Origin of the sequence: Rhizobium sp. NZLR8, from assembly GCF_019685025.1 — a bacterium.
In the GTDB taxonomy this organism is placed as follows: Bacteria; Pseudomonadota; Alphaproteobacteria; order Rhizobiales; family Rhizobiaceae; genus Rhizobium.
In genome coordinates this window covers 582,271-596,123 of sequence record NZ_JABDVY010000001.1, presented here as the reverse complement: position 1 = coordinate 596,123, position 13,853 = coordinate 582,271, and the positions used below count along the sequence as shown (strand labels likewise).

At 60.5% G+C, this 13,853-nt stretch carries 16 protein-coding genes; 10 read left to right on the top strand and 6 right to left on the bottom strand.

Going from position 1 to position 13,853, the window contains the following annotated elements; genetic code table 11:
- The first annotated feature begins 116 nt into the window (after positions 1-116).
- Positions 117-797, top strand: coding sequence for a redoxin domain-containing protein (locus HJB89_RS02860; RefSeq protein WP_207585275.1), 681 nt, complete (start codon positions 117-119; stop codon positions 795-797).
- 14 nt (positions 798-811) lie between these two features.
- On the opposite strand, the gene HJB89_RS02855 is transcribed toward HJB89_RS02860, so the two are convergent.
- The gene (locus HJB89_RS02855) at positions 812-1,423 is read right to left on the bottom strand and encodes a TetR/AcrR family transcriptional regulator (protein WP_207585274.1); all 612 of its coding nucleotides are present in this window, start codon (positions 1,421-1,423) and stop codon (positions 812-814) included.
- Positions 1,424-1,560: 137 nt separating this feature from the next.
- Between HJB89_RS02855 and HJB89_RS02850 the strand changes: the two genes are divergently transcribed.
- The 3 genes from HJB89_RS02850 (at position 1,561) to HJB89_RS02840 (ending at position 3,205) form a co-directional block, all read left to right on the top strand.
- Positions 1,561-1,959: a RidA family protein gene (locus HJB89_RS02850; protein ID WP_207585632.1), complete on the top strand. Its 399-nt coding sequence runs from the start codon at positions 1,561-1,563 to the stop codon at positions 1,957-1,959.
- 325 nt (positions 1,960-2,284) lie between these two features.
- Positions 2,285-2,749 carry an NUDIX domain-containing protein gene (locus tag HJB89_RS02845; protein WP_221117729.1) on the top strand — a complete coding sequence of 155 codons (465 nt, stop codon included), beginning with the start codon at positions 2,285-2,287 and terminating at the stop codon, positions 2,747-2,749.
- 174 nt (positions 2,750-2,923) lie between these two features.
- Positions 2,924-3,205 (top strand): hypothetical protein, encoded by a 282-nt coding sequence (locus tag HJB89_RS02840; protein WP_221117728.1) that lies wholly within the window; start codon positions 2,924-2,926, stop codon positions 3,203-3,205.
- 112 nt (positions 3,206-3,317) lie between these two features.
- Here the strand turns inward: HJB89_RS02840 and HJB89_RS02835 are convergent, their stop codons facing one another.
- Positions 3,318-4,643, bottom strand: a complete 1,326-nt coding sequence (locus HJB89_RS02835; protein WP_207585271.1) for a PLP-dependent aminotransferase family protein — start codon at positions 4,641-4,643, stop codon at positions 3,318-3,320.
- 100 nt (positions 4,644-4,743) lie between these two features.
- Here HJB89_RS02835 and HJB89_RS02830 point away from each other — a divergent pair, with 100 nt between their 5' ends.
- From HJB89_RS02830 to HJB89_RS02810, 5 genes are all read left to right on the top strand, one after another.
- Entirely contained in the window at positions 4,744-5,706 is a 963-nt protein-coding gene (locus tag HJB89_RS02830; RefSeq protein ID WP_207585270.1) for a nitrate ABC transporter substrate-binding protein, read from the top strand.
- Positions 5,707-5,766: 60 nt separating this feature from the next.
- On the top strand, positions 5,767-6,657 hold the full coding sequence (locus HJB89_RS02825; RefSeq protein ID WP_207585269.1) for an ABC transporter substrate-binding protein: 891 nt from the start codon (positions 5,767-5,769) through the stop codon (positions 6,655-6,657).
- Positions 6,654-7,583: an amino acid ABC transporter permease gene (locus tag HJB89_RS02820; RefSeq protein WP_207585268.1), complete on the top strand. Its 930-nt coding sequence runs from the start codon at positions 6,654-6,656 to the stop codon at positions 7,581-7,583. Before HJB89_RS02825 ends, HJB89_RS02820 begins: the two co-directional genes overlap by 4 nt.
- Positions 7,580-8,359 (top strand): amino acid ABC transporter ATP-binding protein, encoded by a 780-nt coding sequence (locus HJB89_RS02815; protein WP_207585267.1) that lies wholly within the window; start codon positions 7,580-7,582, stop codon positions 8,357-8,359. The genes HJB89_RS02820 and HJB89_RS02815 overlap by 4 nt, the downstream gene beginning before the upstream one ends.
- Before the next feature lie 71 nt (positions 8,360-8,430).
- Positions 8,431-9,621, top strand: coding sequence for a M20 aminoacylase family protein (locus HJB89_RS02810; RefSeq protein WP_207585266.1), 1,191 nt, complete (start codon positions 8,431-8,433; stop codon positions 9,619-9,621).
- 57 nt (positions 9,622-9,678) lie between these two features.
- Here HJB89_RS02810 and ligD read toward each other — a convergent pair whose 3' ends face one another.
- From ligD to HJB89_RS02795, 3 genes are read right to left on the bottom strand one after another with little or no spacing between them, the layout of a single operon-like run.
- Positions 9,679-10,734 carry a non-homologous end-joining DNA ligase gene (gene ligD / locus HJB89_RS02805; RefSeq protein WP_221140064.1) on the bottom strand — a complete coding sequence of 352 codons (1,056 nt, stop codon included), beginning with the start codon at positions 10,732-10,734 and terminating at the stop codon, positions 9,679-9,681.
- A complete protein-coding gene (locus HJB89_RS02800) occupies positions 10,731-11,558 on the bottom strand; it encodes a Ku protein (RefSeq protein ID WP_221148863.1) in 828 nt (275 codons plus the stop codon). The genes ligD and HJB89_RS02800 overlap by 4 nt, the downstream gene beginning before the upstream one ends.
- Before the next feature lie 16 nt (positions 11,559-11,574).
- Positions 11,575-12,471 carry a Ku protein gene (locus tag HJB89_RS02795; protein ID WP_207585264.1) on the bottom strand — a complete coding sequence of 299 codons (897 nt, stop codon included), beginning with the start codon at positions 12,469-12,471 and terminating at the stop codon, positions 11,575-11,577.
- A 300-nt stretch (positions 12,472-12,771) separates the two neighbouring features.
- On the opposite strand from HJB89_RS02795, the gene HJB89_RS02790 reads away from it, so the two are divergent.
- Positions 12,772-12,951, top strand: a complete 180-nt coding sequence (locus tag HJB89_RS02790; RefSeq protein ID WP_207585263.1) for a hypothetical protein — start codon at positions 12,772-12,774, stop codon at positions 12,949-12,951.
- Here the strand turns inward: HJB89_RS02790 and HJB89_RS02785 are convergent.
- Entirely contained in the window at positions 12,929-13,843 is a 915-nt protein-coding gene (locus HJB89_RS02785) for an SMP-30/gluconolactonase/LRE family protein (RefSeq protein WP_207585262.1), read from the bottom strand. The genes HJB89_RS02790 and HJB89_RS02785 overlap by 23 nt on opposite strands.
- Between the last annotated feature and the right edge of the window lie 10 nt (positions 13,844-13,853).

Genomic DNA, 13,853 nt, shown 5'->3' with positions numbered 1-13,853 from the left:
ATGGGATGCCGAACCACATTCGGCGGTCTCAATGTCGAGCACTGGGCCTTCTTGCGACACGTGGTATAGTTAAATGTCGGTCATCCATCTGGACGATACGATAAAGGAATTATTCCATGGGAGACCAGAAACGCCCGCTGCAACCTGGAGAAGCCGCGCCCGGGTTTGCACTAGCCACGGCCAACTTCGACGGAACAGTCTCTTTCGCCGACTTGAGCGGTCGCCCGTTCCTGATCGGCTTCTTTCGCGGGCTCCACTGCCCGTTCTGCCGGCGTCAGCTGGAACAGCTTGCCGGCGTAGAGCCGACCCTGCGTGCCGCCGGGGTGGAGACCGTGGCCGTTATCAACACGCCGGTGGAACGTGCCCGCCTGTATTTCCGCCACCGGCCGACGCCGGTAACGCTTCTATGTGACCCGGACTGCCGCACGCATCGGGCCTACGGTGTGCCGCATGCCGGGTTCCTGCCCGATGGGAGTGGCGAGCAGCCCGAATGGCCCTATAGCGCGACGATGGCGCAGTTCCAGGCGGCACGCATCAACCCTACCGGCGAACTGCCGGAACCGCGGCACCCGATGGAAGCCAACACCATACTCAACGCCAAGGACCGCTTTGAGCTTACGGAAGCCGATCATGCGATCTTCGCGAATCACGCTACCCAACTCGTCGGGCACTTCATGGTCAATGCGAACGGCACCGTCGGCTGGGCACGAATCGAGGCGCTCGACGGACCGAACAGCCTCTCCATCTTCCCGACCGCGGCGGAGATCATCGCCGCCGCCGGCAGCCTTGCACGCTGACCTGCAGCGAACGATCACAAACGTTGCAAAAGCAGACCTGCCGCCAAGGCATGAAAGGCGTCGACCGCTTTCGGCAGCACGTTTTGCGGATTTTCGCTGGCGGCAATCCAGAGAGCAGCATTGAGAGCCGCGCCGCTCAGCAACCGGGCCGTTGCCTCTGCGTCAAGCGGCTTGAGGACGCCCTGTGCGATCAGGCGCTCGACGGTGCTCTTGGTCACCTGCAGACAGGTGTTCTGGCTTGGCCACTGCGAGGGATCGCCTAACACCGCAGGTCCGTCGAGCAGAACGATGCGTTGGACTTCCGGATTGAGCGCCATCTGGATATAGGCCGCACCCTCGGCGAGCAGGCCCCGCCAATCGTTACCCGCCAGAGCCCCGATCTCTTTGGCGCGCGCCGCCATTTCCATGTCGATCTGATCGACAACCGCTGCCAGCAGCCCGCGCTTGTCTCCAAAATTGTGGTAAAGCGCGCCCCGTGTCAGACCGGCGTCAGCGGTCAGCTCGTCCATCGATGCAGCGGAGTACCCCTTTTCCGCAAAAGCCTTTCGCGCTGCCGCGATCAACTTGGCGCGGTTTTCCTGCATCGTTTCGCCGCGTGTTTTCGCCATTGACCCTCTCAAATTCATATACGTAGCGTATATTAACTTGACATACGCCGCGTATGTCGATAGCACGCATACGTTCCGTATATCAAATAATGAGCGAGCTTGTGAAGCGCTATGCCGCGCTAATCGGTCGCTGCCAACAAGAAAGAGAGATCATAATGACCCAACGCGAAGCAATCTTTCCTGCCGACCGACACGCTCTTTACGAGCAGCACGGCTATTCCGCCGCGATCCGATCCGGTGATCTGCTGTTCGTGTCCGGACAGGTCGGCAGCCGTTCGGATGGAACAGCCGAACCCGATTTCGAACGCCAGGTCCGGCTGGCCTTTGAAAACCTGAAGGCCACGCTCAGCGCAGCCGGCTGCACGGTCGATGATATCGTCGATGTCACCACCTTCCACACGGATCCTGAAAACCAGTTCGCAACCATCATGGCCGTCAAACAACAGATTTTCAGCAAGCCGCCCTATCCGAATTGGACCGCACTCGGCGTCAACTGGCTCGCCGGCTTCGACTTCGAGATAAAGGTCATCGCCCGTATTCCGGCAAGCAACTGATATCGCCAGGTTCCGGCGGCACGGGACGCCCTCAAGGTGAAAGCGCGCAACTTTCATTGCGCCGCTGGTCGAGAACTTGCCGACATCGGGAGTCGCTCCTATCTCATGTCCAATAGACTGATGGAGCGACGAGATGGTGGAACTTGTGGCTGACACTCAATTCGATACGACGATCGAGATCATTCCTCCGGAAGACACAAAAGACCAGTCCGATGGCCGTATTTGCCTTTGCTGTAAACGCCGGTGTCGATGGATGGACGACGACGGCTGCGGCATCTGCGAGGAATGTCTGGCCTCATGATGAAAGCAGGAAGGGCACAACGCGATGGCAATCCGCAGCGCCGGACTTCTGATTTATCGGCGCGTGTCCAATGACCTCGAAGTTCTCCTCGTCCATCCAGGCGGTCCCTTCTGGGCTGGGAAAGACGAGGCTGCCTGGTCGATCCCGAAGGGATTGGTCGAGCCGGAAGAGGATGAACTGGCGGCGGCAATGAGGGAGACTGCCGAAGAACTGGGTGTTGCAGTCGACGGCATAGTCACACCGCTGGGCGAATACCGGCAGCCTAGTGGCAAGATCGTCGTCGCGTGGTCGATCGAAGCCAATCCGCTATTGGACGTGAACGCCATACGGAGCTCTGAATTTCAAATGGAATGGCCCCCGAAATCGGGCCGGCTAAAGAGCTTTCCGGAGGTCGATCGCGCGGGCTGGTTTTCCCTGGCCGACGCGGGAACAAAGCTTTTGAAAGGCCAGCGCCCGATGCTTGCCGACCTCTTGAAGCATCAGGAATGATCGGCGGGAAATGATGAATTGAGCCACCCCGCTCGCCGCACGCATGCGTGAAGCGCGCAGCAGCTATGAGTTGCTTCTACAGACGTCCATCTCCATCTGACAGTCAAAGCCATCTGACTCAAATCGAGAAAATCGGCGCTCCGACCCGGCTTGGGCACGCGCGAGGAGACAATCATGAACGAGATTTCGAAAACCCTGAACGACATGACGCTTGTCGAACGGTCGAGCCTGCTCGACACCGTCGCCGACGCCCTTGAGGCAACCGCTGAGGAGGCAGGAGGGGAGGGCGACGCCCGCTTCGTCGCCAACTCCATCTGCATCGCCAATACGATCCGGGGACTATCGGGGGAGCTTGCGCCCCGCGATCTGCGGGCGGCCGAATTGCTCCTCGAGCAGGGTATCATGCTCGTCCACCAATTTTCCAACAGGACGAAACCAGGCGGAATGGTCCACTAGCCGTAGCGCTTGGCTACGACGCGCGCCGGCCGGTCGACCATCCGAATCCGTTTGAGCCAACAGAATGCTTCAATCTAACCAGGAAAGGCTCTAGGTGTTTAGTCCCGGCCCTTCATGGTGCATGGGCCAGAGCGATGGCATCGGCGACTTCCTCGCAGCGATCGCTGAGCGTGCTGGTCGCGACACGAATATGGCTGCTTGGCAGGACGGAGAACTTGCTGCCCGGATTGACGGCGATATTGCGTGCGGCGAGCGTCACCATTGCGAATGGTTCGGACACAACGGGCACCCAGAGGCACAGGCCCTGGCCTGCGGGTATCGGTATTCCCCGCTCGCGGAGCGCATCGGCAAGAGCGTCGCGCCTCTGCTGATAGCGGTCGCGCGCCTCGGCGATGAGCCGCCAGCTTGCCGGATCGCGCAATAGCCAGGCGGCGGCCCCTTGCAGGATGCGGCTGGTCCAGCCGGCGCTGAAGGAGCGGTAGGACTGGATCTGGTCGACGATAGGCGCAGAACTCGACAAGACGGCGAGACGCAGATCCGGTCCGAGGCTTTTCGAGTGTGACAGGATATGGATCGTCCGTTCCGCAAATCGACCACCCAGGGAATGCGGAGGTGCTGCCGACACGTCGCCGACGCCGTCGTCCTCGATAATCAGCGTATCGCTGTCCTCCAGCACGGCTCCGAGCTGGTCGAGGCGGGATGCACTGACGGTAACCCCTGTCACGGAATGCAGCCGCGGCTGAAACAGGAAGGCTGCCGGGCGCTGTCGCAATGCATCGCGAAGCAAATCCGGCAAGGGACCGTCGTTGTCGCAGGCGACGGGAATGATCCTGACGCCGAGATCTTCCAGGATATCGAGCAGCCGCATCGCGGTCGGATGTTCGATCGCCACCGACGAACCCGGAGAGACCAGCGCATGCAACACCGTATAGACGGCATTGTAGCCGCCATTGGTGGCAAGAAACGCCTCCGCCTCATAGGGCCATCGCTCCGAAATGGCATCCTTCAGCTCCGGCACGATACGGCTGCGCTCATAGCTGTTGAGGTCGGCGGCTGACGCGCCATGGGCCATTGCTTTGGCCAGACCGGGAAGAAGCGCTGCATCCGGCCCGGCAGAGGTAAGGTCGAGTACACCCGCCGCATAATTTCCCGAACTCGCAAGACGCTCCGGCTTGGCGACAAAGCGGTCGCCGCTGACCCAGGTACCGTTGCGCCCCCGGCCGCTGATGATCTTCTGGCGCCGCAATTCACTCCAGGCTTCCGAGATCGTTGCCGGGCTGATGCGCAATTCATAGGCGATATCGCGGATCGCCGGCAGACGCGTGCCGACGGGCAAGGCGCCGGCACGGATCAGTGCACTCGTTTCGAGAGCGATCCCGCGGATGCTGCGGTCGGTTATTTTTTCGGCAAACCAGGAGGCTTCGACCGCGTCACCCATTTTGTTCTCACTTTAAATGTTCAATAACGTAATAACATTTGTACTCATCAATTTGAACATTTAATTTGCCCTTCGTCGAGCAATTTCGTGAGTTCTTCGCATGCCTGTAACGCTTCGCATCGCCCTCAGAGACTGGGATTACATGACACCGCTGGTGCTCGGTGATGTCAGGTCTTCCCGTCTCGAAATCAAAGTGGATCGTGTGGGCACGCTGGTCTCCAGTCTCGCCGATGACGAGGCTCATGATGCCGCAGAAATGTCCTTCAGCCGCTATTCGCAGATGCGGCTTGATGGCGATGCTCGGGTCGTCGGCATTCCGAACTTCATCATGCGCGGCTTCCGCCATCGCTGCATCATCACTGCCAAGGGCAGTCCGATCCGCAAGCTGTCCGATCTGGGCGGCAAGAATATCGGCGTGACCGGTTGGCGCGATTCCGGAAACACCTGGACCCGCGCTGCGTTGCGCCGCGAAGGCGTCGGTGTCGAGGACGCCACATGGTATGCCGGGCGCCTGACGGAGGCTCATCCGATCGTCGACCGGCTCGATGGCTTTGGACGGTCCGGCCGTATCGAAGCTGCTCCCGGCGAACGCCCTATGGTCGATCTGTTGTTGGATGGTCGGCTGGACGCCGTTTTCACGCCTTTCATGCCGAAGGGCTTTTTCGATCAGGGTTCGCCGCTGCGTCAGGTGCTGGATGATTTCCGCTCCGCTGAAGTCGCTTACTTCCACGCGGTCGGCTATATTCCGGGCATGCATCTGATCGGCTTCAAGGCGGAAATCGTCATGGAGCATCCCTGGATCATGGATGAACTCAGCGAGCTGATCGACGAATCCCAGCGTATCTGGCTGGAGAAGCGCGAGAAATACGCCGACACCACGCCGTGGATGATCGACGAATTGCGCCGCTGCGCAGCCGACCTGCCGCCGACCTGGAACGTCAGCGGGCTTGCCGAGAACGAGGCAATGATCGCCGGCTTCGCCGAGGAACTTTACGAACAGAAGATCATGCCGCGCCTTTTGACACCCGCCGACCTGTTTCCGTGGCACGCCAAAGCCCGGTGAAACTCCTCGCAGGCCTCATCGTTGAGCCACCATTTTCGCAAGACCAAAAAGGGGAATGACATGCATTCGAAACTGATCGCTTCCGCCGCCCTGTTGGGCCTGATGATGACGACGTCGGTGTTCGCCCAGGAAGCCGCCGTTCCGAAACAGACCGTCAACGACGCGCTTCGCGCCCGCTTGCCGGAGAAGATCCGCACAGACGGCAAGATGATCTCCGTCAATAATGGTTCATTTCCCCCTTATGAGATCGTCACCGGCACGGAACTGACCGGCGCCAGCGCCGATCTTACCGATGCGATCGGCCAGATGCTCGGCGTCAAGATCGAGCACGAAACCGTTAGCGGATTGACCGCGTTGCTCGCCGGCATCAACTCCGGCCGATACCAGTTCGCCTTTGGCCCGATCGGTGACTTCAAGACCCGCGAAGAGGCCAATGATTTCGTCGACTGGGTTCAGGAATACGTGGTCTTTTCCGTCCAGAAGGGCAATCCGAAGGCCATCGGTTCACTCGACAGCGCCTGCGGCAATCGCATTGCTGTCATGGCCGGCGGCTCCGCCGAAAAGGTGATCCAGGCTCAGGTCGAAAAGTGCAAGACGGACGGCAAGCCCGCGCTTGAAGTGCAGTCCTACACCGACCAGCCGAGCTCGATCCTGGCGGTCCGCTCCAAACGCGCCGATGCCTTCTTCTCCTCGCAGGCGCCGCTGACCTATTTCGTGTCTCAGGCAAACGGCCAGCTGGAACTGAGCGGCGTCGGCCAGAAGAATGGGTTCGACGATCTCTATCAGGGCGCCGTCGTGCCGAAAGGCTCGCCGCTCGGCCCCGTTCTGCTCGACGCGATCAAGTCGTTGATGGATAACGGCGCCTATGCCGCCATCATGAAAAAGTGGGGTCTTGAGAACAACATGATCAAGCAGCCCGGCCTCAATCTTGGTGGAGCCCTGCCGAAATGAGCAATGACCGCACGACTGCCACACCGCCTTCGGGCGGTGCGGATTTTCGGGATGTCGCCAACGCCCATAAGCCCTTTCGAACCGGCCGGCTCGTCCTGTGGGTGGTCGTGCTCCTCGTTGCCGCGAACTTCCTGTGGATCGTCGCCCACAACGAGAATTTCGGCTGGCCTGTTGTCGCGGCCTATTTCTTCGATCCGACAGTCATCAAAGGCCTTTACGTCAGCCTGGGCCTCACCGTGGTCGCGATGGCCATCGGCATCGTTCTCGGCCTCGGCCTGGCGATCGCCCGGCTGTCGAATGACCGGCTCGCAAGGTCGCTGGCATCGCTGTTCATCTGGTTCTTTCGCGGCACGCCGCTCTTGGTACAGCTGATCCTCTGGTACAATCTCTCGACCCTTTTTCCCGAACTTTCGATCGCCATTCCGTTCGGCCCGACGCTGGCGAGCTGGGAGACCAATTCGGTGATCACGCCAATGACGGCGGCGATCGGCGGCTTGGCTCTGAACGAAGCGGCCTACATGGCCGAGATCATTCGCGGCGGCCTTCTCTCCGTCGATCGCGGCCAGTTCGAGACGGCGGAAGCGTTCGGCATGACCAAGGGCAGGGCGCTGTGGCGGATCATCATTCCGCAGGCGATGCGCTCGATCGTGCCGCCGACGGGCAACCAGCTGATCAGCATGATCAAAGCGACGTCGCTCGTCAGCGTCATCGCCATGGCCGATCTGCTCTATTCCGTCCAGTCGATCTACAACCGTACGTTCGAGATCGTGCCGATGCTGCTTGTCGCGGTCCTCTGGTACCTCTTCATCACCTCGATCCTCAATCTCGGCCAGAGTTATATCGAGGCCTATTACGGCCGCAGCGAACGGCGCAGCAATACCGCAGCCGCCAAATCCGAGACCCGTGTCGAGGAGGCAAGCCATTGACCGCCGCCGCAACCACAAAGCCTCTCGTCAGGGCCCGCAACGTCCACAAGTCCTTCGACCAGCTCGACGTGCTGAAGGGGATCGACCTCGACGTCATGCCGGGTGAAGTCGTCGTGGTGCTCGGCCCGTCCGGATCGGGAAAATCGACCTTCCTGCGCTGCATCAACCATCTCGAAGCGATCAATCAGGGGTTCATCGAAGTCGATGGCGAACAGATCGGCTATCGCATCCGCAAGGACCGGCTGGAAAAGCTGTCCAGCAACGGGATCGCCCGCCAGCGGCGCAAGATCGGCATGGTGTTCCAGCAGTTCAATCTCTATCCGCATATGACGGTGCTGCAGAACATCACCGAGGCCCCAGTCGGCGTGCACGGAGAAAGTCGCAAGGCTGCGACGGAGAATGCCCTGCGGCTTTTGGAGCGGGTCGGTCTGTCGGAAAAGGCGGCCAGCTATCCTCGCCAGCTCTCCGGCGGTCAGCAGCAGCGCGTCGCCATCGCCCGCGCCCTGGCGATCAAGCCGAAGCTGATGCTGTTCGATGAGCCCACCTCTGCGCTCGACCCGGAGCTGGTGGGCGAAGTGCTTGCCACCATGCGCGATCTCGCCAAACAGGGCCTAACGATGATCGTCGTGACCCACGAGATCGGTTTTGCCCGTGAGGCGGCCGATCGGGTCGTGTTCATGGACGACGGCAATGTCGTTGAGATGGGCAAGCCTGAGGATGTCATCGGAAATCCGCAACATCCTCGCACCCAGGCCTTTCTCGCCCGATTTCTCTGACTGGCACCACTCAGCTGCTTCGACCCGCAGGCCGGAGCAATGGTTCTTTTCGATCACGACTGGATGTGTTCATGCCCACGCTCGATAATGCCTATGCCCGCGTTTCCGATTTCGAAGCTATGGAGGCGGAGCTGAAGGCGACCCGCCAGTATCTGCATGCTCGTCCGGAACTCTCTTTCGAAGAAGCGGAAACGGCACGTTATGTCGCCGAAAAGCTGGAAGGCTGGGGTTATGACGTGACCCGCAATGTCGGGGGCCATGGCGTTGTCGCGCGGCTCAGCGCAGGCAAGGGTGACAAGAGTATCGCCATCCGCGCCGATATGGATGCTCTGCCGATCGTCGAGGCAACGGGGCTTTCCTATGCCAGCAACACTCCCGGTAAGATGCATGCCTGCGGCCATGACGGCCACACGACCGTCTTGCTCGGCGCAGCCGAATATCTCGCCCGCACCCGCCGCTTCAGCGGCACGGTGACACTGATCTTCCAACCGGCGGAAGAGGCGGGCAAGAATAGCGGCGCCCAGGCGATGATCGCCGACGGCCTGTTCGAGCGGTTTCCGTTCGACGCAATCTTTGGTCTGCACAACCACCCCGGCGCTCCCGAAGGCACCCTGCTGCTGCGATCAGGCCCGATGATGGCGGCCTCGGATACCGTCAATATCACCATCAAGGGCAAAGGCGGCCATGCCTCGCGCCCGCACCTGACCATCGATCCCGTAGTCGTGGCATGCAACCTCGTCGTCTCGCTGCAGACGATCATCTCGCGCAACCTCGATCCGACCCAGACGGCGGTCGTTACCGTCGGCACGATCCATGCCGGCGATGCGGTCAACGTCATTCCGGAATATGCCAAGCTCGCATTGAGCGTGCGCTCTTTCGAGCCGCGCATCCGCGATCTTCTGCAGCAGCGCATCACCAAGCTGGCCCGCTCAGTGGCCGAAGGTCACGATGCTTCCATCGAGATCGACTACGATCGCGGTAATCCTGTCGTCGTCAATTCGCCTGTTGAGACGGATTTTGCCCGGATCGTAGCCGTTGAACTGATCGGCGAAGACAGGGTCGCGACTTGCCCGCTCATTCCCGGCAGCGAGGATTTTTCACACTTTCTCGAGCACAAGCCGGGCAGCTTCCTGCGTCTCGGCAATGGCATGAATTCCGCCATGCTGCATAGCACCAAATACGACTTCGCCGATGCCAGCCTGACGGTTGGCGCGGCAATGTGGGCAAGGCTCGCGGAGCGCTACCTTCAGGACGACGTCTGAGGCTGCTGCCGCTTCGGATTTGGAGCTTCCCAAGGGGACCACAGGCGATCGTGATCCTCAACTGCCGAAGCCGGTCATATCGAACACGGCCGCGTTGTCCTGAACCTCGCGCAGCCCTTTATACGAGGCGTGGCGGAGACTGCCGTCATCGGTCCAACCGCGAAACTCGATCTCGGCGATCAGTGTCGGCTGCACGAAGACGTAGCGCTTGCCCTTCAGGGGAACGACCGGCCGGGTCGTCTTCAATCGGTCGAGCGTCTTTTTCAGGTGCTCGGCATCGCTAGTGCTAAAACCGGTTCCGACCGACCCCACGGAAATCCAGTCAAAACCCTTCTTGCCGGCGAGCAGCAGGCTGCCGATGCCGCCGCGCGCGGATGCCGACTGTTCGTAACCGACGATCATGAAGCTCTCGCTCTCAACGCATTTGATCTTCAGCCAGTCGCCTGTTCGGCCACTGCGGTAGGGCCGGTCGCGATGCTTGGCGATGATGCCCTCCAGCCGATGATGGCAGGCATGCTCGAGGAGGTCTTCGGCCGGCTGGTCTATCTCTTCGGAAAAGCGGATCTGCCCATTGCCGCCCTCTGGTATCAGGTCTTCAAGAAGGTGCCGACGCACGGCGAGTTCGGTGCCGGTCAGGTCATGTCCGTCAAGATACAAAAGGTCGAAGGCGTAGAGCATCGACTCGGACGAGACCCGCTTGCCGCCTCGACCGCCGAGCGAACGTTGCAATGCGCCGAAATCCGATCGGCCGTGCTCGTCCATAACCACCGCTTCCCCGTCCAGTATGGCGGTGGCCACACCCAGTTCTTTGGCCGCCGCGGCGATGGTGGGAAAGCGGTCGGTCCAGTCATGGCCACCACGCGTAATGACACGAACGCTCTTCGGCTCGATGTGGATCGCCAGCCGGTAGCCATCCCACTTCGCCTCGTAGAGCCAATCCGAACCCAGCGGCACGGTGGGTTTCAGCAGCGCAAGGCAGGGCTCGATCCTCGCCGGCATTGGATCGAAGGGCAGGCTTGGCTGGTCGGGATCGCGCTTGCGGATCGGACGAGACTGCAGCGTTGTGTTGGACTCGTTGAGAAATGGCAATGAGGGGCGGCGCGAACGCGTCATGATGGATGTTTGCCCTTCCCGGACCGGTTTTCCGCTTCGACCGACTTGCGAAGCGCATCCATGATGTTAATGACGTTGCTCGGCGCCGGCTCTTCCTTTTCGCTCGCCTTGGGCTTCGCCTTGCCCGGCTTTTTCATCTGCTTCCGCTTCGCATCGATGATATCGAGAAGCTTGTCCTGAACCGGATCGGAGACCATTTTCGGGCTCCAGTGCTGCGTCTGCTTTTTGATCAGCTGTTGAACCAGCGGCATCATCTCGCTGTCGGCTGCGTCATCGTCAACCGTCTCGAAATAGGTCTTGGCGTCGCGAACCTCGTCACCGTAACGCAGCGTCCAGAGCACGATACCCTTGCCGCGTGGCTCGAGCATGACGGCGCGTTCCCGCCTCGAGATCACCAGCCTGGAAATACCGACCATATTCTCGGCTGCCATGGCGTCGCGGATAACGGTGAACGCCTCCTCACCGACCGGGTCGTCCGGAGAGAGGTAATAGGGCGTATCGAGCCAGATCCACTCGACACCGTCGCGCGGTGCGAAGACCTCGATGTCGATGGTCTTGGTACTATCCAGCGCGACGTTTTCCAGTTCCTCGTCTTCGAGGATCACATACTCGTTCTCACCGCGCTGATAGCCCTTGACCTCGTCCTCCTCCTTGATCTCCTTGCCGGTGACGGAATCGACATAGTGGCTCACGACGCGGTTCCGGGTTTCCCGGTTCAAAGTGTGGAAGCGTACCTTTTCGTTTTCCGACGTGGCCGGCGTCATCTGGACGGGGCAGGTCACCAGCGACAGCTTCAGATAGCCTCTCCAGTGGGGGCGGGGCATATCACTTCCTCCTCGATCAGCCGGCACGGCGCTGGTGGGCGCCGGTGCTGCGGCCCTTGGATCCGGACGCTCGAGTGGCTTTTTGCCTGCTCTTGCCGGCATTGGCGTTGGCCGCGGTGCGTTTGGTCTTGGCAGGCGCGGACATTCCCGCACTTTCACGCAGCGCCTGCAGAAGATCGCTCGGCTTGGACGCGGCGACCGCCTTTTTCTTCGGCAGAGTCCGGCCCTCTATCTTGGCCTTCACCAGCTCCGCCACCGCCTTTTCATACCGGTCTTCGAACTGCTTGGGATCGAACTGGCCTTTTTTCGTGTTGATGATGTGTTTGGCAAGCTCCAGCATCTCGCCCTCGATCTTCAGATCCGGCATCTCCTCGAAAGCCTTTTCCGACGAGCGGACCTCATAGTCGTAGTTCAAGGTGGAGCCAATGAGGCCGCTGCCATGCGGCCGAATGAGAACGGTGCGCAGGCGCCTGAACAGAACCGTGCGGGCAATTGCGGCGACCTTGGCTTTCGTCATGCCGTCGCGCAGCAGCTTGTAGGCATCGCTGCCCATCTTGTCAGGAGCAAGATAATAAGGCTTGTCGAAATAGACGTCGTCGACCTCGTCAATGGGAATGAACGCTTCGACCTTCAGCGTCTTGTCGCTGTTTGGAATTGCGGCCGCGACTTCATCGGGTTCGAGGACGACGTATCGCCCATCCTCAATCTCGAAGCCTTTGACCTGATCGTCGCGCTCGACGGCATCGCCGGTTTCGCTATCGACGAACTCGCGCCGGACACGATTGCCGGTCTTTCGATTCAAGGTATTGAAGGCGATCCGTTCGGAAGAGGATGCCGCCGTGTAGAGCGCAACGGGAAACGCGACTTCTCCGAACTTGATATAGCCCTTCCAATTCGCTCGCGGCGCAACCATCGACCCGACTCCCTCACGCAACCAACGCGAGTCAACGGCTGACCCCGCCATTTGTTCCGAGTCAAAACGAATCTAAATTCAAGCACTTAACACGCCTAAGTTTCTCGTTTTGCGAGTCGCGAGATGCTTTTGATTCCATGCGCCTTTTTGCCGTGGCGTGCGTTCTAAAGCATGTCGCGCAAAAGCGTGCAGCGGTTTTGCGGCAACGACATGCGCAAAAGCAAAGAGCTAACGCGCGAGGAGCGAATCTGAAAGATCGCGACGCACTTTAACGAGACGGCAACCACAGGGATGAACGACATGACCAAGCGCGAACTCATCGATACCGCCACCGACAAACGCTACGTCCGCCGCAATGGCCGCTCGCTGTCAGCCGACCGCCGCCAAACGGCGAAGACCAAAGCCAAGTCGGGGGAGGGTTCGAGGCGATGGGAACGTCAAGCACTGACGATCGCTCTTACGGCATCTGAGCACCGCTGAGTGCGACATAGACCGAATACACCGAACGCGTCGCCGCAATAAACAGCCGGTTGCGCCTCGGCCCGCCGAAGGTGAGGTTGGCGACGGTTTGCGGCACGCGGATCTTGCCGATCAGTTTTCCCATCGGATCGAAGCAATGCACGCCATCACCGGCACTCGACCAGAGGTTTCCGTTCACATCGGTGCGGATGCCGTCCGGAATGCCGCTGTCGATCAGGCAGAAGACGCGGCCGTTTTGAAGCCTGAGGCCGTCGACCACGTCGAAAGCCCTTATATGGCGCGGCAGGCTCTCATCATGGCTTGCGGCTGAATCCGCCACATAGAGAATCGTCTCGTCGGGGGAGAAGGCAAGGCCGTTCGGCTGGATGAAATCGGTGGCGACAGTCGCAAGCCCCCCGGTCGCCGGATCGAGCCGGTAGACGTTGCGGGTCGGCTGCTCCGGTACGGCGCGATAGCCTTCATAGTCCGACATGATGCCGTAGGTGGGGTCGGTGAACCAGATCGTGCCGTCGGATTTCACCACCACGTCGTTCGGCGAATTCAGCTTGGCGCCCTCGAAACGATCGGCGAGCACGGTGATCGAGCCATCGACCTCGGTGCGCGTGACGCGGCGGGCGCCATGTTCGCAGGAGATCAGCCGCCCCTGCCGGTCGCGTGTATGGCCGTTGGCGAAGTTGGAGGGTTGCCGGTAGACGGAGACACCACTCTCGGGCGTCCATCGCAGCATGCGCTGATTGGGAATGTCACTCCACAGCAGCTGGTTCGCATCGTTGAACCAGACGGGACCCTCCGCCCAGCGGCAACCGGAATAAAGTTCGTCGAGAGCGGCGCTCGTCACGATCAGCTGCCGGAAGCGCGGGTCGTGGATTTCGTAGATGCTGGCCTCGGCCATGGCGGTCTTT

Coding starts and splice junctions, on each gene's coding strand:
- HJB89_RS02855 (WP_207585274.1), bottom strand. CDS start 1,423: ATGAATTTGAGAGGGTCAATGGCGAAAACACGCGGCGAAACGATGCAG.
- HJB89_RS02840 (WP_221117728.1), top strand. CDS start 2,924: ATGAACGAGATTTCGAAAACCCTGAACGACATGACGCTTGTCGAACGG.
- ligD (WP_221140064.1), bottom strand. CDS start 10,734: ATGACGCGTTCGCGCCGCCCCTCATTGCCATTTCTCAACGAGTCCAAC.
- HJB89_RS02845 (WP_221117729.1), top strand. CDS start 2,285: ATGGCAATCCGCAGCGCCGGACTTCTGATTTATCGGCGCGTGTCCAAT.
- HJB89_RS02785 (WP_207585262.1), bottom strand. CDS start 13,843: ATGGCCGAGGCCAGCATCTACGAAATCCACGACCCGCGCTTCCGGCAG.
- HJB89_RS02825 (WP_207585269.1), top strand. CDS start 5,767: ATGCATTCGAAACTGATCGCTTCCGCCGCCCTGTTGGGCCTGATGATG.
- HJB89_RS02820 (WP_207585268.1), top strand. CDS start 6,654: ATGAGCAATGACCGCACGACTGCCACACCGCCTTCGGGCGGTGCGGAT.
- HJB89_RS02850 (WP_207585632.1), top strand. CDS start 1,561: ATGACCCAACGCGAAGCAATCTTTCCTGCCGACCGACACGCTCTTTAC.
- HJB89_RS02800 (WP_221148863.1), bottom strand. CDS start 11,558: ATGCCCCGCCCCCACTGGAGAGGCTATCTGAAGCTGTCGCTGGTGACC.
- HJB89_RS02830 (WP_207585270.1), top strand. CDS start 4,744: ATGCCTGTAACGCTTCGCATCGCCCTCAGAGACTGGGATTACATGACA.
- HJB89_RS02835 (WP_207585271.1), bottom strand. CDS start 4,643: ATGGGTGACGCGGTCGAAGCCTCCTGGTTTGCCGAAAAAATAACCGAC.
- HJB89_RS02790 (WP_207585263.1), top strand. CDS start 12,772: ATGACCAAGCGCGAACTCATCGATACCGCCACCGACAAACGCTACGTC.
- HJB89_RS02795 (WP_207585264.1), bottom strand. CDS start 12,471: ATGGTTGCGCCGCGAGCGAATTGGAAGGGCTATATCAAGTTCGGAGAA.
- HJB89_RS02810 (WP_207585266.1), top strand. CDS start 8,431: ATGCCCACGCTCGATAATGCCTATGCCCGCGTTTCCGATTTCGAAGCT.
- HJB89_RS02860 (WP_207585275.1), top strand. CDS start 117: ATGGGAGACCAGAAACGCCCGCTGCAACCTGGAGAAGCCGCGCCCGGG.